The sequence below is a fragment of the Psychroflexus gondwanensis ACAM 44 genome (assembly GCF_000355905.1).
GTDB classification, from domain to species: Bacteria; Bacteroidota; Bacteroidia; order Flavobacteriales; family Flavobacteriaceae; genus Psychroflexus; species Psychroflexus gondwanensis.
The window spans coordinates 138,733-160,995 of record NZ_APLF01000005.1 but is presented as its reverse complement, the minus strand read 5'-3'; the positions used below and the strand labels follow the sequence as shown (position 1 = coordinate 160,995).

Genomic DNA, 22,263 nt, shown 5'->3' with positions numbered 1-22,263 from the left:
GTATGTTTTAATATGAATGCAAAATAAGCATTTAATTTTGTTTCTGTTTAAAGAGAGATCACATTCTCAATCTCCTCCCCGACTTGTTTATATTTTTCAATGACAATATCTGGGGATTTTAGGGTAACATTTATAGAAACGCTGGTATATTTGCCCTTTGAAGATTTTTTGGTTGAAATAACAGCGCCAAGATTATCAAAAATGGAAATCAATTTATCCAAATTAGCTTGATCTGATGAAGGGACGATGAATTTATACAAGTACAGAGAAGGCCAATCGCTGGTTTTCTTGAGTCTTTTTCGCAACTTTGTATAAAATTCATCTGAAGAATTATCGGATGTCATTTTAATTTTTTTATGCAAATATACTGTTATTCGTCGTTTTTATAAATCATAGCCTTATAAATCCCTAATGAAAATAAAGTCCGTCAAAAATTTACTTATAGGTGGCCCAAGTACTGGAAAATCTACAGTTATAGAAGCGCTGTCCGACTTAGGTTATTTTTGTTTCCCAGAAGTATCCAGAGAAGTTACCTTGGAAGCAAGACAGCTAGGGATAGAGCATTTGTTTTTGAACGAACCTTTGCGCTTTAGTGAAATGCTCTTAAAAGGACGCATAAAGCAATTTGAAGAAGCTGAAACTTTAGACACTCATCATGTTTTTATGGATAGGGGCATCCCCGATGTGACGGCTTATATGGATCATTTTCAAGAGGATTATCCGAAGGAGTTTCAAAAAGCAAACAAAACCTATGTGTATGATAATGTCTTTCTATTTCCGATCTGGAACGATATTTACACCCAAGATAATGAACGTTTTGAAGATTTAAACCTTGCTGAAAGTCTACAAGATTCACTAGTGAAGACTTATCGAGACCTAGGCTATCCGTTGATAGAAGTACCCAAAGCCAGAATCCATGAGCGCATGGACTTTATTCTTAACAGCATAAAACCCAAATGAAACCGATTCCTCTAGATATACTTAAGACCTATTGGGGGTATGAACAATTCAAACCCTCACAGGAACTTGCGGTAGATTCTATTTTGGGACAAAAAGATACCTGTGTGTTTTTACCTACTGGTGGAGGAAAGTCTATTTGTTTTCAAGTACCTGCCCTAGTAGAGCCTGGCATTTGTATTGTGATATCACCTTTAGTCGCTTTAATGCAAGATCAAGTAGAAAATTTAAAATCTAGAGGAATAAAAGCACAACTGCTCAAAAGTGGTATGTCTTATGTCGAGGTAGACCAGCGACTGGATAATTGCATTTATGGCAACTATAAATTCCTCTACCTTTCTCCAGAGCGACTTCGGCAGGAATTGGTTAGGGAGCGCATCAGAAAAATGAATGTTAATTTTATAGCCGTCGATGAAGCTCATTGTATTTCACAATGGGGTCACGATTTTAGACCTGCTTACAGAGAAATTCATTTATTGAAGGAGTTACAGCCTGGTATATCCATCATTGCTCTTACTGCCACCGCCACAGAGCAAGTTAAGCAAGATATTATCACAGAACTAGAACTTGAAGACCCTGCGGTTATTTCAGAGAGTTTTAGGCGACCCAATATTGCTCTTCTTACTGATTTTACGGCAGATAAAATGAATGCCTTGTACTCACAACTTAACACCGCCACAGAAAACAGCATCGTTTATGTTAGAAATCGATCTGCCTGCACCGAGTTATCTGAGTTTTTGAATAAGAAAGGACTCCGTTCCACTTATTTTCATGGGGGTATTTCACAGACAGACAAGCAAAAAAAATTAGCGAACTGGCTGAAAGAGGACGTTCCTATTATGATAGCAACCAATGCTTTTGGAATGGGAATCGACAAAGCCAATGTAAGACAAGTAATTCATTACCATCTGCCAGAAAGTTTAGAAAGTTATTATCAAGAAGCAGGAAGAGCAGGTCGTGATGGAAAGCCTGCCAAAGCTATCGTCTTGTTCAACGAAAGCGACAAACAGAGGCTCAAAAATCAGTTTATCAAAACCATCCCTAGTTTTGAAGCAGTGCAAAAGGTGTATAAAGCTTTAATGAGCAACTTCAGAATAGCTTACGGCGAGGGAGAGAACGAAGTTTTTGATTTCAATTTTTACGAGTTCTGCTCTCATTATAAACTACATACGATATTAACCTACAATACTCTGAATCTTTTAGATAGACTAAGTGTCATCAGCTTAAACAAATCATTTCAGAAAAAAGCAAAGCTAAAATTTTCAGTATCCAGTAAGGCTGTGATAGACTTTATCGACAGTCATTCGCAATTTGCTTTATTAATTAGGACTATTTTGCGAACCTATGGAGGAGTGTTTGACAATGAGTTGACTTTAAACACGCAACTCATCAAAAAGAAAACAGGATATAATGACAAAGAGGTTTTTGCCCAACTAGAAGCTTTAGAAAAACATGGCATCCTATCGGCAGAATTTATTAAGCAAGATTTGAGCATTACCTTTATTCTCCCACGTGAGGACAAATACACTTTGAATCCTTTAAAGAAGTATGTAAATCATTATCAAACTAATAAGCTTCAAAAAGCAGAAATGGTTTTGCTGTACATCGAGGAGAAGAGGTTGTGTTTACAAAGTTTTATTTTGAAGTATTTTGGCGAAAAAGAGTCCAAGCCTTGCGGAAAATGCTCTGTTTGTTTAGCAGCTCAAGCCAAAAGAAATCCAAAATCAGCTTCCAAATATCAAGACTTAAATCGTTTTATCTTGGAAGAATTAAAGCAGTCCAACTTAAGTTCAAAAGAACTTTCTCTGAAGAGCAAATATCCTAAAGAAGCGCTACTAGAGTCATTACAACAACTTCTGGAAAGCGGTAAAATAAGATTAGAATCTAATAATACCTATAGTTTTAACCTATGAGAACCTTACGAATACTATTTATGGGAACGCCAGAATTTGCTGTCGGCATTTTAGATCGTTTACAAACGTCCAATTTTGATATCGTTGGAGTGGTCACTGCGGCAGATAAGCCTGCAGGACGTGGTAAGCAGATGAAATCTTCTGCGGTGAAGACGCATGCCCTCAATCACGATTTGGAAGTCTTACAGCCTACAAATTTGAAATCTGAAGATTTCCAGGATGATTTGAAACGCCTAAATCCCAACTTGATTATAGTGGTGGCTTTTAGAATGCTCCCAAAAGCGGTCTGGAATTTCCCTGACTATGGCACTTTTAATCTTCATGCCTCCTTACTTCCTCAATATCGTGGTGCTGCTCCAATCAATTGGGCGATTATTAATGGAGAAAAAAAGACGGGAGTCACTACTTTTTTTATCGATGAAGAAATCGATACTGGGAAAATCATTGACTCTAAATCTATTCTTATAGCTGAAGAAGACAATGTAGAGACCTTGCACGACAAATTGATGACTCTTGGAGCCGATGTGGTTCTAGAAACCGTCAAGGCGATTGAACAAGCTAAGGTAGAGCCTAAGCCACAAGAGAATACTTCCAAATTAAAAGCAGCGCCCAAACTAACGAAAGAAAATACAAAAATAGATTGGGACCAATCTGGGAAGGCTATTGTTGACTTTATAAGAGGCTTATCCCCCTTTCCAGTCGCTTGGACTGAACTCATTATAGACGATGAACTAAAAAAGATTAAAGTTTATAAGGCTAGCTATAAGGTATCGGACCACCAAAGGGAAATTGGGTCAACACATTCGAATACTGAAATAAAAACAATTGATGTTGCTGTAAAAAATGGATATGTACACCTCGAAGAACTCCAATTTCCAGGAAAAAAGAGGATGAAAGTGAAGGCCTTGCTCAACGGAATGGCATGGAAAAGCGATTACCGATTTTGTTAAAATGCATCTCAACCTTGGAATATTTTATAGAAATAGAAGAAAAAAGCCTGTTTTTCGCCTATTCGGCAAGGATTTTATGCGCAAACTCTTGCACAGTAATATTTTCCATATAAATTTGTAATGTGTTAATAAAATGTTTAATCAACAAAATCTAAATTTTACATTATGAACAAAACGAATTTAATTGATGCCATGGCAGAAGATGCTGGTGTTACAAAAGCAGAAGCTAAAAAAGCATTAGAGTCTTTTCTAGAAAACGTAGAAGGTGCTCTTAAGAAAGGAGATCGTGTATCTTTAGTTGGATTTGGATCTTGGTCGGTATCTAAAAGAGCTGCTCGTGAAGGTAGAAACCCACAGACTGGAAAAACTATCAAAATTGCTGCTAAAAATGTAGTAAAATTCAAAGCTGGATCTGACTTGCAAAAAGCAGTCAACTAAGCTAAAGAATTTACATTTTTTTTAGAAATTAAAGACCTTTCTTCCAAAAGGTCTTTTTTTATTGATAATTTTTTATACTTTTAGTTAAATTGTTAATTCTTATACGTTCACCATGGAAAAACTTCAACCCCACCGAGGGGATGTTTTAGTATCAGAACCTTCTACGATTGGCGATTTAACCTTCAATCGCTCAGTCATACTCCTCGCCCACCTCGATACTGAAGGTGCAGTAGGTTTTATTCTCAATAAACCCTTAGATTTTGACCTTGAAGAATTAATTCCTGAAATAGAAGAAAATTTTAAAATTTTCAATGGAGGACCTGTTGAACAGGAAAATCTATACTTTATTCATAATGTTCCACACCTCATTTTAGAAAGTGTGGAAATTAAAGAAGGCATTTATTGGGGAGGCTCTTTTGAAACTATTGTGGAATTGATCAATTCTAAACAAATCACTTCGGCTAACATTAAATTTTTCTTAGGCTATTCTGGATGGGATCCGTCTCAATTAGAAACTGAAATCGATTTGAATACTTGGGTCATAGACTCCGAAACTAAAGCGAAAGACATTCTCAACTCGTTGAAAGATGGTCAATTCTGGCAAGAGAAAATGAAAAAACTTGGCGGAGACTATCTTATTTGGTCCAATGCGCCTGAAAACCCAAACTACAATTAAATATCTACCAACCTTGCTTTAGCATTCAGCTTTCCAACCAAGTTTCTAGCTACAGTATTGGTATACGATTTCTTTCTATATTTAGTAATCGGTTGAATGCCTTGTATGGCATTGGTAAAGAATATTTCATCAGCCTTTTGAAGTTCGAAAGGGGAAACAGTCTCCTCTTTTAAAGTGAAGTCTTCAGATTTATTGAGTATTTCTATGAGTTGTTTTCTGATAATTCCATTCAAACATCCATCAGATAATGGCGGCGTTTTTATTTCCTTCCCCTTAATAATGAACACATTACCATTGGTCATTTCAAGTACTGATTTATTTTGATTAATTAAGAAACAATTATCAAAGCCATTTTCCTTAGCATAGATTCCTGCTAAAATATTCACTAATTTATTGTTAGACTTAATCGTTGAAAGCATGCCAGAAAGCACATAATGGTCTTTGTATAACTCCACTTCATAAGGATCATCACTAATTGTAAAAAAAGCACCATCTAAGGGTTTTACACTTATAAAATAACCAATAGAGTTTCTCTCGGGTGTATAATAACCCCCTGCTTCTCTATGGATATTAATTTTAACGCGAACAGCTGAAGACTCTAGATCATTAGCTTTAACTAGCTCTATGATCTTTTCTTCAAGAAATTCTGGAGAAAAGTCCATAGGAATGGACATTCTTAAAATTCTCATGGACGACATTAATCTAAAGTAATGGGTTTCCCAAAACATAATTTTAGAATTAATGACTCGCATGGTCTCAAAGAGACTATCGCCGTAATTATAACCTCTATTATTAAGATTTAGTGTTGCTTCATCAGATGGTAAAAGATTACCATTAAAACTTACTTTCATACCAAGTTTGACTTTAAGAAGATCCTAGAATTTGTTTTAAATCAGATACCATGTTACTCCAAAGCATCTTGCCCTCATCTTCTTCACCTTCTTCAGCAAAATCTGTGATCATCAAAGACACATCTTTAGTGATTTCATCCACTTGAATTTTCATTTCAAAGAAATAATTTAAGCCCTCTTCTTCATCTTCAGTCCATCTTAACTTGATTCGATCGTCTGCTTTTTTTGAGAGGAGTTTTGCTTCCTCTTCGCTCCCTTCCCACATAAATGTAAATAACTCGCCTCTTGAGTTCACATTATCTGCAAACCACTCGCTTAATCCAGAAGGGGTAGAAATATATTGGTATAGCAAAGATGGGGAAACCTGTATAGGAAATTCCATCTCGTATTTTACTTTATCACTCATTGCAAAGAATTTTATTTTAAAAAGCAATATATGGATAATTGCGTGAAGTATAAAAACTTTATTTGAAATTATTATACAATCAAATTTGTGAAAGCAAAAGATAATATTATCTTTGCAAACCTTAAATGGCGTGGTAGCTCAGTTGGTTAGAGCGTCGGATTCATAACCCGGAGGTCACGAGTTCAACTCTCGTCCACGCTACATTTTAAAACCTCACAACTAGTGAGGTTTTTTTATACACAAGTTTTTGTTTTTTAAAACTTAAGAAAGCATTATATAACCTTAGCACCAATGTCTTTAGCTAAGTACAAAGCTTAATATAAACAAATTGTAAGATTTGTCCGAAACGAATATTTAAGCGTTTCAAATATTTAAACCCAGTATTTATGCTATTGATTTACATTTAGAACTAAAAGAAAATAAACTCATCTAGACTTTAAGTCATAACTACAGTTGTAATTATTTAGCTCTTTTGGTCGCTGACTTCTTACGCTTGTCTTGGGCTTCTACTTCTTTATCTTGTTGTTTTTTAAGCTTTTCTTTTGCTAAAAGTTCTCTATCAAAATGAACACCATCCCCGTGCATATCGGCTAAATGCACTTCATGTTCAGCTTTGCCTGCATTTTCCCAAGGCCTAATGCCTTTATATTTATTTCTCGTTCCCATAGTTTTTTATTAAATGTAATGATAAATTCACATTTACACTATGTAAGAAAGCGTTAAAAGTTAAAATCCTTAATAATTTGATAGCTTTTTTATTAATTCTTCTAGGTTAAAGGATTCCTGTTCTCCAGACTTCATGTATTTTACATTATAAACTTCAGATTGCATTTCAGTACCTCCAGCTAAGACCACAAAAGGAATATTCCGTTTATCAGCATAAGTCATTTGTTTTTTCATTTTATCAGCGTCGGGATATAATTCAGCGGCTACAGAAGCAGCTCTTAAAGCGTTAACAGCCTTCAAGGCATATAAAGCCTCTTCTTCCCCAAAGTTTATAAATAAGACTTTTGTCGTTTCTTCTATAGCTTTGGGAAATAAATCCAATTCTTCTAAGACAAGATAAATCCTATCTAGTCCAAATGAAACACCTACTCCACTCATGTTCTTCAGTCCAAAAATACCGGTAAGGTCGTCGTATCTTCCGCCGCCACCTATCGACCCCATTTTGACTTCTTCTGGAGCAGAAATTTCAAAAATAGCCCCCGTGTAGTAATTGAGTCCGCGAGCTAGAGTCACATCCAAGTCCAACTGAGCAGTCTTAAGAGGCAAGGACTGTAGAGCCTTTTCTATAAATTCAAGCTCTTGGATTCCTCTTTGCCCTACTTCAGAATCAGAAAGTAAGGATTTTAAAAGTTTAATATTTGTCGAAAAATTACCTTCAAGGCTGAAAATAGGCTGAATGTTTTTGAGAGCGTTTTCAGAAATTCCTTTTTCAAGCATTTCTTTTTTTACGCCCTCCTCGCCTATTTTATCTAACTTGTCTAAAGCTACCGTAAAATCTATCAATTTGTCACTTTCTTCTATAACTTCAGCTAGTCCAGAAAGGATTTTTCTGTTATTCATTTTTATAGTTACCCCTTCTAAACCTAAACTTGAAAATACAGCATCATATAGCTGAATAAATTCCACTTCTTGCCATAAACTATCACTCCCAATTACATCGGCATCGCATTGTAAAAACTCTCTGAATCTACCTTTCTGTGGTCGATCTGCTCTGTAAACATTTTGAATTTGATAACGTTTAAACGGAAAGTCGATTTCGTTTTGGTGTTGTACCACATACCTTGCAAAGGGAACAGTAAGGTCATATTTTAAAGCTTTTTCTGAAATTTGAGTCGATAGTTTCAGGCTATCTTGAGAATTATAAACATCTGAGTTTACTTTTCTTAAAAAGTCTCCAGAATTCAATATCTTAAAGATGAGGCGGTCGCCTTCATCGCCATATTTCCCCATCAAGGTTTCAGAATTCTCGAAAGTTGGAGTTTCTATAGGTTGAAAACCAAAGGTTTTGAAATGTTTTTCAATTGTAGAGATAATATAGTGTCTCCTGCTCACTTCAACTGGAGAAAAATCACGTGTCCCTTTTGGTATTGACGCCTTGCTTGCCATGTGTTGTGCTAAAAAATTATAAAAAAGCTAAAATATAGTTACTTTTCAACCATACCACTAAAATATTGATAAAGTTTGCCTTTGGTAATGTGTGCTCCTTGTTTAATCAGCGCAAAAATGTCCTTATTTCTGTCCTCACTTAAAGCCTTTCTAGAGGTGTAAATATGTACATCCTCATTCAGCAAGCTATCCCTAAGCCATTGGAATCCTTGTTTAGTATTAATATCGACCGCTTCGTTTTCAATTTTAATACCTATAAGATCTATATGCTGATCTGTAAATTCAAAAAGAAACAACTGCTGCGGTGAGAAATGCTCTAGGTAGTTAACGTTGTTCAACACCCCTTCCCAGACCAAATCGCTAAATACATCCAGTTCATCTTCTGCCACCTGCGGTTTGTTGGTTTTGATCTCCTCCCATTCTTCATTGGTGATAGATTGGCTTGCCAAGAAATTTATAAATTCTTGGTGCATTTCCTTTAGCTGTTCCTGTGTAAGTCTTTCGTATTTCATAGTTGCAAAAATAAAAAAAGATCGGTAGTTGGTCTACCGATCTTCTCTTTGTTCATTATTTTATTTTAAAAAATATAGCGCAATCCAACTTGCATTCTCCATCTAGAGAGTAAACTTGTGTTAACGACAAAGGTATCTACTCTATTCGCATTGTAAGTATACACGGGTTCGTTGGTCACAGAATCCACTGCCACCCCTACAGGCTGTTGATTAAATGGTTCTTGAACTATACCCCAATCTGAATTCAATAAATTTCCAAAATTCAAAATATCAAGACTTATCTGGATTGTGTTGATTTTAGTATCGTTAACTTTAAAGTTATAATCTTGAAGTATTTTAATATCCACTGTACTTCTCCATGGGGCTTTAGCACCATAACGTCCAAAATAACTTCCTCGATTATCACTCATATAATCGTTATTTTCAATAAAAGTATTAAAAGCCTCAGCTTGTCCAGGACCAGAAAAGGTCATTTGATCCAACTCCTGAACGGTAGGGATATATAGCAAATCATTTCTATCTGACCCATCATTATTGATATCTCCTCCGTAGGTAAAGTTATAACGTCCACCTTGAGCATATTCTATAAAACTAGACACTGTTGTTTCCCATTGATTAATCTTCCCGTATTCCCAATTTTTGGAAATAACAGCTATAAACCTATGTGTATCTCCATATTTGGAAAAGCCTAACGCATCATTATTGGCGTTTCCTACTGTTGGGTTAAAGGTAAAAGCATCTCCTGTAATTTCAGCTTCTATAGAGTTTACATCTTTAGCATTCAAATAGCTATAAGATGTGCTAATATAGAGTCCATTATCAAAAAACTTTTTCAAAGTTCCTACTGCATTAAAAATGCGTCCTTTATTGGAATTTGTAAAGACATACGCATCGTTTTCGCCCTTATCTGCTGCCCTATAAATAGCTCTGCTATCTACGCCTTCCAAAGTTCCTGTTGGCTCTTTGAGTCCCCAGTTTTGAACATGTGCAGCATTAAGGTCTTCCGTATAAGAAATATCTGAACTTGCAATAAGTCCATTTTCAAATTTATAATCTAGTCCAATATTGGTTCTCCAAACTTGCGGAAACTTAAAGTCTGGATCTACGATTTGGAAAAATCCTTGATCGGCTCCACTTACCTGATTACCGATCCAAACAAAAGGTAATCTACCAGTAAACACTCCGGTTCCTCCACGGATTTGAAGGGTTTTATCATTTCTAACATCCCAGTTGAAACCCATTCTAGGAGATATTAAAAATTGATCTGTAGGTAATTGAGTTGAATTTAAAGTCGTTTCTGCATTGGTTTCAGGATCAAAATAGACCGTTGTTGGATCCACTGTAGCGCCATTATCGATATCTATATATTTTTGAATCTTCTCATCGGTATCAAAATATAAGGGTTTGTCTAAACGCAAACCGAAGGTTAGCTTGAAATTGTCGGTCATACTCCATTCATCCTGAGCATAAAAAGACAGCTGACCTACATTGGTTTCAGAGAGTCTCCAACCTCCGTCGTTTCCAACACCATTGTCATTTCTAGAATCGAAAGTAGATTGAGCAAAAGCTAGATTTTGAGCAATTGCACTTTGGGCACCTGCACTTGCATCTGCTAGAAATGCATTGACAGAAGGATAAGCATTAAAAGTTCCAAAATATCCATTAGGATTACCGAAATTATCATATCCCCCTAAATTAAAGGAGTTATCAAATTCAAATCGTTCAAAAGCCCCACCAATAGTTATCGAATGGTCCCCAACAAAAATATTGACATTATTGGTCACTTGAAAAACTTTCTGTTGCAATTCGTTATTGATAGAAAAAGGTTCGTGTCCAGCAATGATGTAATTGGATCCGTTCCCATCTTGTATGGTAATAGGAGGTGCTGGAGTCGAAAATGGATTTCTAAAATCATCAAAATAAGTGTAACCAGCTTGAAATTTGTTAGAAACATTCCCAAACGTTGAATTCAGTTCAAATTGAAAAGAATCGAGGTTGTTGTTGATTTCATAGGCTGAATTCTCAAATTGAATAACCGAAGGACTAGGACCTCTAAAGCCTAAAGCTGTTCTGTTAGCTGGAGTATCTTTTGAAGCTTTCAAGAAATTATAGATAAAAGCTGCTTTGTGATTTTGATTGATATTCCAATCCAATTTAATAATTCCCTTGGTCGATTCTGAATTGAAATTAAAGTCTTCAAAACGTCCTGTATCGTAGCCTAAATCTGACAAAGCTTGAGAAACCGCAATCATATCTGAAGCTAATACTCTAGACTCATTAATAGCTCCTGTACCTCTATTTGGTGAAAATGGAGATCCTAGATCTGTACGATCATCTTTTTCGAAATTGACAAAGAAAAATAATTTATTTTCAACAATTGGCCCTCCAATACTCACACCGTATTGTAGTTGCTCTAGATCTGCTTTGGGAACGTCCTGACCTTCAATTTTACCACCGGTTAAATCTTCATTTCTAAAGAAAGAATATACAGTTCCTTTAAAGGTGTTGTCACCACTTTTAGTCACTGCGTTCACAGAAGCTCCTGTAAAACCAGAAAGTGTAACATCATAAGGTGCTGTAGTTATCTTTATTTGCTCAATAGCATCTAAGGACACAGGCTGCGCCCCTGTTTGTCCACCAGGAGTTGGTGAATCCAATCCAAAAGGATTATTGAAAACAGCTCCATCTAACGTAAAGTTGTTGAATTGATCATTTCTACCTCCAAAAGAATTTCCACTTGCTGTGGGCTCAAGCCTTGTAAAATCTTGAGCTGATCTGGAAATGGTGGGCAAGCGTTTTAAATCTCTACTCGTTACTTGAGTTGCCGCTCCAGTTCTTTGACTTGAGAACGTAGGATTGTCTGATACGGTAATGGTAACTTCATCTAAGGCATTAGAAGAAATAAGTAAGGTCACTTCAATATTGAAAGTTTCGCCAAGATCTAGGTTGATATTTTCTAAGGTCTCGGTTTCAAAGCCAACATAAGAAATAGCCACTGTATAAGGCCCACCTATTCTCATGTTATTGATTCTAAATCTTCCATCGATGTTGGTCATTGAACCGTATACAGATCCTGTGGGGACATGAGTAGCAAGGATGTTTGCTCCAGGAAGCGTAAGGCCAGAATCGTCTTTTACTAAACCAGACATAGTAGAAGTCGTAACTTGAGCCATGCTCACAAAACTGATTAAAAATAAGATAATTAAAAAGTAATTTTTTTTCATAATGGATTGTGTTTGAAATTTGATTCATAGGTATAATAAAAAAGCTGACTCGTTTGGGAGTCAGCTTTTTTTTAAGAAAATCTTAGTTAAAACATTAGCTTTCAGAGATTACTTCGAATGAAAAATCTAATATAACATCTCTGTGGAATCTTAGCTTAGCGTCATATTGACCTAAACGTTTGATGTTCCCACCTAGAATAGTAATGAATTTTTTATCGATATCTACTTCATGTTTCGCTAGGTGATCTTTAAGGTCTGCAGTAGTAATACTACCAAACAATTTATCTCCAGTTCCAGTTTTTGAAGTGATCTTAAGGTCGATCTCTTTTGCTTTTTCAGCACGAGTTTTAGCCTCATCGATAACTTTTTTCTCTTTATAAGCACGTTGCTTTAGGTTTTCTGCCAACACTTTTTTCGCAGAAGGAGTTGCCAAAACAGCAAGACCTTGAGGAATTAAGAAGTTACGTCCATATCCATTTTTCACGGATACAAGATCGTCCGTAAAACCAACATTGTCAACGTCTTTTTTTAGTATAATTTCCATTTTTCTGCCTTTTTATTTTAATAAATCACCTACATATGGCATCAAAGCTAAATGACGTGAACGTTTGATAGCTTGAGAAACCTTTCTTTGGTATTTTAAAGATGTACCTGTTAAACGTCTTGGTAAAATTTTACCTTGTTCGTTTACAAATTCCATCAAGAAGTCGGCATTTTTGTAATCTACATACTTAATACCAGCTCTTTTAAAACGACAAAAACGCGTTTTGCTTTTTGTTTCAATATCTAACGGGGTAAGATACCTGATCTCACCGTCGTTTTTTCCTTTTGATTGTTCTTCAATTGTTGCCATAATTACGCGCCGGTTTTAATTCGTTTAACTCGTTCTTTAGCCCAATCGATAGCATGTTTGTCTAGCTTAACAGTAAGATAACGCATCATACGCTCATCTCTTCTAAACATAACTTCTAAAGGCTCGATAGTAGGACCTGCCACTTCGTACTCAAACATGTGGTAAAATCCACTCTTTTTGTGTTGAATTGGGTACGCTAATTTTTTTAGCCCCCAATCTTCTTTGTTCACCATCTTGGCACCTTCAGAAACAAGAAAATCTTCGTATTTCTTCACTGTTTCCTTTATCTGGTCTTCAGATAAAACGGGATTCAAGATGAAAACAGTTTCATAATGATTCATAATTTTACATTTTATTTTAATGCCTGCAAAAGTACACTATATTTTGAATACTGCAAACCTGGTTTAAAGTTATATTATGAGGCACTTCAGTTTATTTAAATAAATTCATTCCCTTATCTTTACTCAAATTTTCCATTTATGATAAACACCTATATAGATCATACCTTATTAAATGCTGAAGCTACTTTAGTACAAATTCATAAGTTATGTGAAGAAGCCCTTGCTTATAAGTTTGCAACGGTATGCATCAACCCAAGTTATGTAAGTGCCGCCGCAAAAATCTTAGAAACATCCGACGTTAAAGTCTGCACCGTAGTAGGATTCCCACTTGGTGCGACCTCTACAAGGTCTAAAGTTGAGGAAGCCAAACAAGCTATAAAAGAAGGTGCCTCAGAAATTGATATGGTGCTTCATCAAGGACAATTAAAAAGTAAAGAATTTCAATATGTTGAAAACGATATACGAGCTGTCAAAGATGGTATAGGATCTCATACCTTAAAAGTGATCTTAGAAATCTGCAACCTTACAGATGAAGAAATTGCCGAGGCTTGCCGGATCGCTGAACGAGCTGGCGCCGACTTTGTGAAGACTTCTACTGGATTTGGCAGTCATGGAGCTACGCTAAAGGCTGTCCAAATCATGAAGGAAAACATCTCAAATCGAGTTCAGATTAAAGCCTCTGGAGGCATCAAGGACTCTAAGACCGCTCAAGAATACATCAATTTAGGTGTAACAAGAATTGGAGCTTCTTCAGGAATTGCTATTGTAGAGGGAACGTCTTCATCCACTAATTACTAAAAATTATAAAAATGAGTGTACATATAAATGCCAAAAAAGGAGAGATCGCAGAAACTATTCTTCTCCCTGGTGACCCTTTAAGGGCAAAATGGATTGCAGAAACTTATCTAGATAATGCTGTTTGTTATAACAAAGTTAGAGGAATGCTAGGATATACAGGAACTTACAAGGGTCGTAAAATGTCTGTACAAGGGACTGGTATGGGTATTCCGTCTATTAGTATTTATGCCCATGAATTAATCACAGAATTTGGAGTGAAAAACCTCATACGTGTAGGAAGTGCAGGGGCAATAAAACAGAACATCAAAATGCGCGATGTTATTTTTGCTATGTCGGCGTCTAGTTCGTCTTCTTTAAACAGAAATCGATTTAATGGTGGAGATTTTGCCCCAACCGCTAGTTTTGATTTATTTGATAAAGCGATAAAGACTGCTAGGGATCAAAAGATCTCATTTAAAGCAGGAAATGTCCTGTCCTCAGACTTTTTCTATACAGACGATCCTTTGGATCATGAAAAATGGGCTGCCTACAACGTCCTTTGTGTGGAGATGGAAGCAGCTGGGTTATACTCTATAGCCGCAAAGCACAACGTTAATGCTCTAGCTATTTTAACCATCTCTGATTCTTTGATTACTGGAGAACAAACTACAGCACAAGAACGAGAATCTACATTTAGTAATATGATAAAAATAGCCCTGGAGCTTGGATAGTAAAGATTCCGACCTACAAATTTTAAAGCAATACCAAGGATTTTTGAAAACTGGAATGATGGTAAATCAACTTCCAGAGACAAAGATCCTTGCAATGCAATCCACTCTAAGTCCAAAAATTACACCTTTAGAAGTTTTTCCTTTTGAACTGGCTAGAACCTTCAGCTTTTTGGGAAAGCGCGCTGAAGTGTTTTTTCAATTATATCTGAAACAGTCTAGACGCTATAGGGAGATTGCTTACAGTCTTCAAATCATAAAAGACAAAACAACTCTTGGTGAGTTCGATTTCATCTGTTTTGATAATGACACTGATAAAGTTATTCATGTAGAATTAGTGAACAAAATTTATTTGTTTGATGATGGCCTTCACGAAGATCCAGATTTTTGCTGGATAGGCCCTAATAGGCGCGATCGATTTATCGATAAGGTAGAAAAATTAAAAGCTAAGCAGTTTCCTTTATTGTACCATCCAGATGCTGAAGCCACTTTAAATGAGCTTGATCTGGACCCGTGGAAAATTCAGCAAAGACTATGCTTTAAAGCGATCTTATTTTTACCCGAAAATGGTCATATAAGGTTCCATAAGACCAATCTCAATTGCATCTCAGGATACTATTATACCTTGAAGGAGTTTTTAGACAAGCCCTGGAAAGATCATAAATTTTATATTCCTAAAAAAATCAATTGGTTTGTAGATGAAACTCAACATACCCATTGGCATTCTTATTCCAAAATCTTAATGCAGCTTCAACACTTGTTAGAACAAAACCAGTCTCCCATGCTGTTCAGAAAAGACGAGAGTGAAAACACATTTAAATGTTTTGTGGTCTGGTGGTAAATTATAGATGCATTTCGATCACGTCTTCAGCTTGCATTTGTTCGATGGTCTGCTCCCCTATTCGATAGCGAATTAGTCGTAGAGTTGGAAGGCCTACTTTGGCAGTCATTTTTCTTACTTGTCTAAATTTACCTTCAGTAAGCGTAATAGACAACCAAGAGGTTACTCCATGATCGTTTTCATTTCTAATATCTTTGGCACGTTTTGGTAAATCTTGAGGTGGATCCATCAGTTCAACTTGACAAGCTAGTGTCTGGTAGGGCTTACCATAAATACTAATCTCTAAGCCTTGAGACAATTTTTCAACATCCTCTTCCCTTGCAATACCATCCACTTGCACCCAATATTCCTTCTCAACGCCGGAGGAGGTAATATGATGGCTAAATTTACCATCTGTTGTTAAGAACAATAAACCTTCAGAGTCTTGGTCCAATCGACCCACCGACATTATTCCTTCAGGAAAATCGCTAAGCTCACCTAATAATCTCTTATTTTTGCGTCGCTTTTGGTTATAGACAAATTGACTTAACATGCCGTAAGGTTTAAAAATTTTATAACAAGCCATTAATAAAAATTTCAATAATTATATTTAAGCAAAATTACATTAAGAAGTATGATAGATCAAATAAAAAGTAACTACGGGCATATTTTTGAAGAGGAGTTGATTCAAGAAATCAATGAGGTTGGGGTAATTAAATCTATTGAAGCTGGAGGAGAATTGATTCGCCCTGGACAGTACATGAAGGCTATGCCCTTATTACTAGACGGTGTTATAAAAGTGATGCGTGAAGACGATGATGGTTTTGAACTTATGCTATATTTTTTAGAAAAAGGAGAAACCTGTGCTATGACTCTCTCTTGCTGTACGGGTTCTGCCATTAGTGAAATAAAAGCTGTAGCAGAAACCGATTCAGACTTATTAATGATTCCTATTGAAAAGATGGAAGAATGGTTGGGAAAATACAAATCTTGGAGAAACTTTATTTTTAATAGCTACCACGAACGCTTAATGGAAGTTCTTGAAACTATAGATAATATAGCCTTTAAAAGAATGGATGAGCGTTTGATAGACTATCTTAGAAACAAGTCCAAACACTATGTTGATTCCGAGATTAAAATAACTCATCAAGATATTGCCTACGACCTACATACAAGTCGCGTTGTTATTTCAAGACTTTTGAAACAACTAGAAAAGATCAACAAAATCAAACTTAATAGGAATTCTATTAAAATATTAAACATTGGATAGTGAGTAACTTTTGTTACTGTCTTTTTTGATTAAATGCCGTTTATTTGTTTAAAATTTAATGTGTCTTTTAAAACACTATTCAATATATTCAAAATAGAAATGTTTGATATTGAATTTGTTAACAGATAAAAATTAAACAATTAGATAAAATTATGACAACTACAGTTTTAATACAGAATTTGAAATGCGGTGGCTGTGCCCATACCATTACAAAGAATTTAGAAACTTTAGAAGATGTTTCTCAACTAGAAGTAGATGTTGAAAACGAAAGAGTTTCTTATGATTACAACAATCCATCTACGGTAAGCCTAGTCGAAGAGAAGCTTAGGGTTTTAGGATATCCTATAATTGGAAACTCTAATACCTATTTCAATAAAGCTAAATCTTTTATAAGTTGTGCTACTGGAAAATTAAATCAATAATTAAAAAAAACAGTTATGACAATTAAACAATATAACGACAAACCCTTATCGCATTTATCTTACGCTATTGTGAGCGATGGAAAAATGGCACTCGTAGATCCCGCTAGAGACCCACAACCTTATTATGACTATGCAGAAGAGCAAAAAGCAAAAATAGTTGCTGTCTTTGAGACGCATCCTCATGCTGATTTTGTGAGTAGTCACCTGCAAATACATCAAGAAACTGGCGCTACAATTTACGTGAGTAAATTGGTGGGTGCAGATTATCCGCACCAAAGTTTTGATGAAGGTGAAGAACTTAAAATGAATGATATTACTTTTAAATGTATCCACACCCCTGGACATTCTCCAGATGGCATAACCATTCATGCAGTAGATAAAGCGACTACCAAAGAAGCTATTTTTACTGGAGACACTCTCTTTATTGGGGATGTAGGCCGACCAGACCTAAGAGAAAAAGCAGGAAATATGACTGCTAAGCGAAAAGAGTTGGCGCAGGCAATGTATAAAACAATGACTACCAAATACAATCACCTATCCGATAATGTATGGGTCTATCCTGCTCATGGAGCTGGAAGTTTATGCGGTAAAAACATGAGTACAGACACCACCAGTACATTAGGTAACGAACGTATAGGTAACTGGGCTTTCCAAGAGCAAACTGAAGAAGAATTTGTTGGTGAAATCTTGGATGGACAACCATTTATTCCCTCTTACTTTGGGCATAATGTAGATATCAACAAAACTGGAGCTGCAGCATTTAGGAAGTCTATTTCTGATATTCCTGTTCACCTGAACGTGGAATCTTTTGATGCAGATGCACCAATCATAGATACTCGTCCCCAAGCCGTTTATAAAGCCAACCATTTGCCAAAAAGCTTCAATATCATGGCTAGGTCTGAGAATGATAAAATTGAAACTTGGATTGGATCTATAGTCCAACCTAACGAAGAGTTCTATTTAGTATTAGACTCTATTTCAGATTACGATGAAATTCTGTCTAGAATTGCTAAAATAGGGTATGAATCTCAAATAAAAGCGGTCTTAACGCTTGGCCAAGTAAATTTTGAATCTTCTAATGATTTAGATTACACGGATTTTAAACAACATCCAGATCACTATACTATTATAGATATTCGGAATGTAAGCGAATTCAACGAATCTCAAAAATTTGATTCCGCTAAGAATTTTCCTCTTAACGAATTGAGAGCTTCAGCCAAAACTATTCCAACAGACAAGCCTATTATGGTCCACTGTGCTGGAGGATATAGAAGTGCTGCGGGAAGTAGTATTATAGAATCTATCTTGCCTAAAGCTAAAATCTTCGACTTAAGTGAACGCATTAACGATTTTGACTAAATAGATTTATAATTCATTTATTTTAAAGGTTGGTGAATTCTCACCAACCTTTTTTTTATAGTATTTTTGTAAATATGAATAAAAGTATAGTTTACCTCGGTCTTGTTTTAGCTTTAATTGGCTGTATGCAACCTTTAGAAAAAACCAACAACAAACAAACGTATTTAGTTCAAGGTAGCATCAATGGGGATTTTGAAGACTACATCTATATCCGTTTTGATGGAGCTCTAGACAGTGCTGAGGTGATTAATAACAGCTTCCAGTTTGAAGGGGAAGTATCCTCTCCTAAAGCCTTTCAATTTGAATTCGATTCGATCTCTACCTCAGATGTTTTTTATTTGGAAAACGATACGCTTCTTTTCGATATTCTTATTGATGAAGAAACCATAGACGGCCAAAATTTCAAACTCTTCGAAACTAAGCAAGTGAGCGGAGGTCAAACTCCAACTCTAAAAAAAGAGATAGAAACCTACTTCAAATCTTTTTCTAAATCCAAGAAAAACAGAGATGCTCTATACTCTAAAATGGACAGCTTGATTAAAAAGTATCCAAATCATGATTATTTAGGAAAAGTACTTTCACAAATAGCAATGGAACAAAATTTACTATTTAATGACATCAGAATGTTATACTCTAACTTGGATGTTGATGAGCTGAACCCAAATGATGTCGCTATTTTAGAAAATTACCAAGACAAACGAAAAGCATTTCAAATAGGAAGTGAGATTCCTAACTATGAATTAATATCCATAGACTCTAAAGCAGTTGAATTCAAATCCCATTTATCTCAGTATACCCTCATTCAATTTTGGAACAGTTGGTGCGAGAAATGTAGACTTCAAAACAATACCTTAAAGGAAATCTACAAAAAATATAATTTTAAGAACTTTGAAATTATAAGTATATCTTTAGATACCAATCAAGAGGATTGGGTCTCTGCGGTTATGGAAGACTCTACACCTTGGGAGTCCTATAGGATTGAAAAAGGCTTTACTGGTAAAATGGCATCTGATATGGGGATTATTCATCTCCCACAGTATTATCTTGTCGATAAGAAAGGTAGAATTATTGAAATCAATTTAAGTACAGATGAGTTGGATACAATTTTATCTGTTTTGTTAAACTAAACTAAGTTCAAAAACGTTGTTATAAAAACTTTTAATTATGAAAAATGCTATAAAAAGTGTGATCCTAGTATTTGTTTTCTTTTGTTCAACTCAGGTTAGCGCCCAAAGTTTAGATTTGGGAATCAAAGGAGGTATTAATTATGCATCATTATCAAATTTAGATTCTGACGGTAGGTTAGGCTTTACAGGAGGTATTTTTGTTGGGGCCCGTTTCAACACCCTAGGACTTCAGGCAGAAGTTCTTTTTTCTCAACAAGGTGGTCGTCTTAATCAAAAAGATATCGAAACCGATTACGTCTTGGTTCCTGTTCTCGCCAAATTGCACTTCCTAAGAATTTTTAATTTACAGTTTGGTCCTCAATTTAGCTATCTTTTGAATGATTCAGATTTCTTAGAATCCGAAAAAGTAGGCATTTCTGGGGCCGTTGGATTGGGTTTGAGCTTAGGTTCTGGACTTCGAGTAGATGCCAGATATAATTTTGGATTTTCAGATGCCGTTGGCTTCGAAGGTGCATCAGGAAAAAACAGATTTATTTCTCTGGCTCTGGGATATTCTTTTTTATAAGTTTAGCTTGAATAGTCTCTTGATTTTCGTCTATTTTTAATCTGAGCATTTCATAATTGGGGTGCGTAAAAATAAGCTCGTCTCCCCTGTTTTTGGTATTTATCCTAAAGGAGCCATTGGAACTCGTTTTGGAATTTAGATCGGTCCCCATAACCTGTACCAAGACATTTTCCAAAGGTTCATCAGTTTCAGTTGTGACTTTACCATCGACGAGTTGACTATCGCTTCCACAAGATAAAAATGCAAAGGACAGAAGAACAAAAACAATTTTTTTCATAGTATTATTGTAATAATTTTTATATTAAAATTCTTATGAAACGAATATACATTTTCCTTTTCATCTTCTCTTTTTCCTTAACAATGCACTCACAAATAGTGAACGCTAATCGAGAAACATTTAGTAAAGCAGATACTTTGAGAGGCGGTTTACGCCCGGAACGCACAAGTTTTGATGTCCTCTCTTATACCTTGGACATTAAGGTAAATCCAGAAAAAAGATATATTCAAGGTTTTAATGAGATTGAGCTTGAAGTCAAAGCTCCGACCAAGCGTATTCAATTGGATTTGTTTCAAAATATGCAGATCGACTCTATTATTTCAGAAGGTAAATCTCTAAGTTATGAAAGAGAGTTCAATGCGGTTTTTATCAATTTCAATAAGCGGCTTCAAAAGTCGTCTGTCCAACGCCTCAAATTTTATTATTCTGGGTATCCAAGGGTTGCGAAAAACGCTCCTTGGGATGGTGGTTTTGTGTTTTCTAAAGATAGGAATGATAATCCATTTATAGGCGTAGCTATTCAAGGAACAGGAGCGAGTTTATGGTATCCAAATAAAGATCACCAAAGCGACGAGCCTGAGTCTGTTGACATAAAAGTAGCTGTGCCCAATGGACTTATGAATGTTTCCAACGGAAGGTTAATTGCTAAAACAGCCTTAGAAGATGATTATACGCAGTGGCATTGGAGAGTAGAACATCCTATCAACAATTATAATATCACGTTGAATATTGCTGATTATGTTCATTTTGAAGACCAGTACAACGAGTTGTCCTTAGATTATTATGTTTTAAAAGAAAATTTTGACAAAGCAAAGCAACAGTTCCAACAAGTTCAACCTATGATGGATTGTTTTTATGAAAAATTCGGAGAGTATCCTTTTCAAAAGGACGGTTTTAAACTCGTGGAAACCCCTTATTTAGGAATGGAACATCAAAGTGCTGTAGCTTATGGAAATGGCTACCAAAATGGATATTTGGGCACTGACCTTTCCAAAACTGGTATTGGGCTGAAGTGGGACTTTATTATTATCCATGAATCTGCCCATGAGTGGTTTGGAAATAGCATCTCTGCAGCAGATATCGCAGATATGTGGATACATGAAAGCTTTACAGCCTATGCAGAATCTGTTTTTGTTGAATGTGAGTTTGGTAAAAAAGAAGCGATAAGGTATTTATACGGCCTAAGAGATATTATAGCAAACGATAGGCCTATAATAGGCAAATATGGAGTGAATAATGAAGGCTCTGGAGATATGTACTATAAAGGGGCTAATATGCTGAATACATTGAGAAGCGTTGTTAATAATGATGAAAAATGGTGGAGTCTGTTAAAAGAGTTTCACGAAACGTTTAAGTATAAAACCATCCATGCCAATGATGTTATCAATTTCTACAACAGCAGGACCAAACTTAATCTCAAACCTATTTTCGAACAATACCTTAACTACGCTTCTATTCCTGAATTACAACTTAAATTTGACAAGAATAAAACGCTATATCTACGATGGAAAACCGATGTTGAAAATTTCAAAATGCCTATTGATTTTCAAAATGCAAAAGAAGGTAATTTATCAAGAGCCCTCATAGACAACAATTGGAAAAAGATTAAGGTAGAATTGGAAGATCTTGGAGACTTGGCTATCAATAAATATGGATACTATATAAGGATTAGCCAAGTAGAATAA

The 22,263-nt window shown here is 35.7% G+C and carries 26 protein-coding genes and 1 tRNA gene; 15 read left to right on the top strand and 12 right to left on the bottom strand.

What is annotated here, in order from left to right:
* Positions 1 to 47 precede the first annotated feature (47 nt).
* Positions 48 to 344 (bottom strand): DUF493 family protein, encoded by a 297-nt coding sequence (locus PGOND44_RS06375; protein WP_003438622.1) that lies wholly within the window; start codon positions 342 to 344, stop codon positions 48 to 50.
* 67 nt (positions 345 to 411) lie between these two features.
* Between PGOND44_RS06375 and PGOND44_RS06370 the strand changes: the two genes are divergently transcribed.
* The 5 genes from PGOND44_RS06370 (at position 412) to PGOND44_RS06350 (ending at position 4,934) form a co-directional block, all read left to right on the top strand.
* On the top strand, positions 412 to 960 hold the full coding sequence (locus tag PGOND44_RS06370; RefSeq protein ID WP_003438620.1) for an AAA family ATPase: 549 nt from the start codon (positions 412 to 414) through the stop codon (positions 958 to 960).
* The gene (locus PGOND44_RS06365) at positions 957 to 2,870 is read left to right on the top strand and encodes a RecQ family ATP-dependent DNA helicase (RefSeq protein ID WP_003438618.1); all 1,914 of its coding nucleotides are present in this window, start codon (positions 957 to 959) and stop codon (positions 2,868 to 2,870) included. Before PGOND44_RS06370 ends, PGOND44_RS06365 begins: the two co-directional genes overlap by 4 nt.
* Entirely contained in the window at positions 2,867 to 3,820 is a 954-nt protein-coding gene (gene fmt, locus PGOND44_RS06360) for a methionyl-tRNA formyltransferase (protein ID WP_223810185.1), read from the top strand. Before PGOND44_RS06365 ends, fmt begins: the two co-directional genes overlap by 4 nt.
* 165 nt (positions 3,821 to 3,985) lie before the next feature.
* Positions 3,986 to 4,258, top strand: a complete 273-nt coding sequence (locus tag PGOND44_RS06355; protein ID WP_003438613.1) for an HU family DNA-binding protein — start codon at positions 3,986 to 3,988, stop codon at positions 4,256 to 4,258.
* A gap of 112 nt (positions 4,259 to 4,370) precedes the next feature.
* Positions 4,371 to 4,934, top strand: coding sequence for a YqgE/AlgH family protein (locus PGOND44_RS06350; RefSeq protein ID WP_003438609.1), 564 nt, complete (start codon positions 4,371 to 4,373; stop codon positions 4,932 to 4,934).
* Here PGOND44_RS06350 and PGOND44_RS06345 read toward each other — a convergent pair.
* Together PGOND44_RS06345 and PGOND44_RS06340 are read right to left on the bottom strand one after the other, a co-directional pair.
* The gene (locus PGOND44_RS06345; RefSeq protein ID WP_003438606.1) at positions 4,931 to 5,785 is read right to left on the bottom strand and encodes an aminotransferase class IV; all 855 of its coding nucleotides are present in this window, start codon (positions 5,783 to 5,785) and stop codon (positions 4,931 to 4,933) included. The genes PGOND44_RS06350 and PGOND44_RS06345 overlap by 4 nt on opposite strands.
* Positions 5,786 to 5,798: 13 nt before the next feature.
* Positions 5,799 to 6,191, bottom strand: coding sequence for an START-like domain-containing protein (locus PGOND44_RS06340; RefSeq protein ID WP_003438603.1), 393 nt, complete (start codon positions 6,189 to 6,191; stop codon positions 5,799 to 5,801).
* A gap of 127 nt (positions 6,192 to 6,318) precedes the next feature.
* On the opposite strand from PGOND44_RS06340, the gene PGOND44_RS06335 reads away from it, so the two are divergent.
* A tRNA-Met gene (locus PGOND44_RS06335) sits at positions 6,319 to 6,392 on the top strand.
* A 258-nt stretch (positions 6,393 to 6,650) separates the two neighbouring features.
* Here the strand turns inward: PGOND44_RS06335 and PGOND44_RS06330 are convergent.
* From PGOND44_RS06330 to rpsF, 7 genes are all read right to left on the bottom strand, one after another.
* Positions 6,651 to 6,857 (bottom strand): hypothetical protein, encoded by a 207-nt coding sequence (locus tag PGOND44_RS06330; protein WP_003438600.1) that lies wholly within the window; start codon positions 6,855 to 6,857, stop codon positions 6,651 to 6,653.
* A gap of 69 nt (positions 6,858 to 6,926) precedes the next feature.
* Positions 6,927 to 8,303 (bottom strand): histidine--tRNA ligase, encoded by a 1,377-nt coding sequence (gene hisS, locus PGOND44_RS06325; protein WP_003438597.1) that lies wholly within the window; start codon positions 8,301 to 8,303, stop codon positions 6,927 to 6,929.
* Positions 8,304 to 8,341: 38 nt separating this feature from the next.
* Positions 8,342 to 8,815, bottom strand: a complete 474-nt coding sequence (locus PGOND44_RS06320; protein WP_003438594.1) for a DUF6495 family protein — start codon at positions 8,813 to 8,815, stop codon at positions 8,342 to 8,344.
* 65 nt (positions 8,816 to 8,880) lie between these two features.
* Complete coding sequence (locus tag PGOND44_RS06315; RefSeq protein ID WP_003438591.1) at positions 8,881 to 12,039, bottom strand: TonB-dependent receptor; 3,159 nt, start codon at positions 12,037 to 12,039, stop codon at positions 8,881 to 8,883.
* Between the two features lie 94 nt (positions 12,040 to 12,133).
* On the bottom strand, positions 12,134 to 12,583 hold the full coding sequence (gene rplI / locus PGOND44_RS06310; RefSeq protein ID WP_003438587.1) for a 50S ribosomal protein L9: 450 nt from the start codon (positions 12,581 to 12,583) through the stop codon (positions 12,134 to 12,136).
* A 12-nt stretch (positions 12,584 to 12,595) separates the two neighbouring features.
* Positions 12,596 to 12,892: a 30S ribosomal protein S18 gene (gene rpsR, locus PGOND44_RS06305; RefSeq protein WP_003438584.1), complete on the bottom strand. Its 297-nt coding sequence runs from the start codon at positions 12,890 to 12,892 to the stop codon at positions 12,596 to 12,598.
* Between the two features lie 2 nt (positions 12,893 to 12,894).
* Positions 12,895 to 13,233, bottom strand: coding sequence for a 30S ribosomal protein S6 (rpsF, locus tag PGOND44_RS06300; protein ID WP_003438579.1), 339 nt, complete (start codon positions 13,231 to 13,233; stop codon positions 12,895 to 12,897).
* A gap of 138 nt (positions 13,234 to 13,371) precedes the next feature.
* Between rpsF and deoC the strand changes: the two genes are divergently transcribed.
* From deoC to PGOND44_RS06285, 3 genes are read left to right on the top strand one after another with little or no spacing between them, the layout of a single operon-like run.
* The gene (gene deoC, locus PGOND44_RS06295) at positions 13,372 to 14,031 is read left to right on the top strand and encodes a deoxyribose-phosphate aldolase (protein ID WP_003438578.1); all 660 of its coding nucleotides are present in this window, start codon (positions 13,372 to 13,374) and stop codon (positions 14,029 to 14,031) included.
* An 11-nt stretch (positions 14,032 to 14,042) separates the two neighbouring features.
* Positions 14,043 to 14,741: a purine-nucleoside phosphorylase gene (gene deoD / locus PGOND44_RS06290; RefSeq protein ID WP_003438577.1), complete on the top strand. Its 699-nt coding sequence runs from the start codon at positions 14,043 to 14,045 to the stop codon at positions 14,739 to 14,741.
* Entirely contained in the window at positions 14,734 to 15,579 is an 846-nt protein-coding gene (locus PGOND44_RS06285; protein ID WP_003438576.1) for a DUF1853 family protein, read from the top strand. The genes deoD and PGOND44_RS06285 overlap by 8 nt, the downstream gene beginning before the upstream one ends.
* A gap of 1 nt (position 15,580) precedes the next feature.
* Here the strand turns inward: PGOND44_RS06285 and PGOND44_RS06280 are convergent, their stop codons facing one another.
* A complete protein-coding gene (locus tag PGOND44_RS06280) occupies positions 15,581 to 16,144 on the bottom strand; it encodes a pseudouridine synthase (protein ID WP_003438575.1) in 564 nt (187 codons plus the stop codon).
* A 48-nt stretch (positions 16,145 to 16,192) separates the two neighbouring features.
* Between PGOND44_RS06280 and PGOND44_RS06275 the strand changes: the two genes are divergently transcribed.
* The 5 genes from PGOND44_RS06275 (at position 16,193) to PGOND44_RS06255 (ending at position 20,301) form a co-directional block, all read left to right on the top strand.
* A complete protein-coding gene (locus PGOND44_RS06275; RefSeq protein WP_003438553.1) occupies positions 16,193 to 16,828 on the top strand; it encodes a Crp/Fnr family transcriptional regulator in 636 nt (211 codons plus the stop codon).
* A 152-nt stretch (positions 16,829 to 16,980) separates the two neighbouring features.
* Positions 16,981 to 17,250 carry a heavy-metal-associated domain-containing protein gene (locus PGOND44_RS06270; protein ID WP_003438551.1) on the top strand — a complete coding sequence of 90 codons (270 nt, stop codon included), beginning with the start codon at positions 16,981 to 16,983 and terminating at the stop codon, positions 17,248 to 17,250.
* A 15-nt stretch (positions 17,251 to 17,265) separates the two neighbouring features.
* Entirely contained in the window at positions 17,266 to 18,609 is a 1,344-nt protein-coding gene (locus PGOND44_RS06265) for an MBL fold metallo-hydrolase (protein WP_003438550.1), read from the top strand.
* A 74-nt stretch (positions 18,610 to 18,683) separates the two neighbouring features.
* Positions 18,684 to 19,736, top strand: coding sequence for a thioredoxin-like domain-containing protein (locus PGOND44_RS06260; protein ID WP_051044074.1), 1,053 nt, complete (start codon positions 18,684 to 18,686; stop codon positions 19,734 to 19,736).
* Between the two features lie 37 nt (positions 19,737 to 19,773).
* On the top strand, positions 19,774 to 20,301 hold the full coding sequence (locus tag PGOND44_RS06255; protein ID WP_003438547.1) for an outer membrane beta-barrel protein: 528 nt from the start codon (positions 19,774 to 19,776) through the stop codon (positions 20,299 to 20,301).
* On the opposite strand, the gene PGOND44_RS06250 is transcribed toward PGOND44_RS06255, so the two are convergent.
* Complete coding sequence (locus PGOND44_RS06250; protein ID WP_003438545.1) at positions 20,267 to 20,578, bottom strand: carboxypeptidase-like regulatory domain-containing protein; 312 nt, start codon at positions 20,576 to 20,578, stop codon at positions 20,267 to 20,269. The genes PGOND44_RS06255 and PGOND44_RS06250 overlap by 35 nt on opposite strands.
* Before the next feature lie 35 nt (positions 20,579 to 20,613).
* Between PGOND44_RS06250 and PGOND44_RS06245 the strand changes: the two genes are divergently transcribed.
* The gene (locus tag PGOND44_RS06245) at positions 20,614 to 22,263 is read left to right on the top strand and encodes a M1 family metallopeptidase (RefSeq protein WP_003438543.1); all 1,650 of its coding nucleotides are present in this window, start codon (positions 20,614 to 20,616) and stop codon (positions 22,261 to 22,263) included.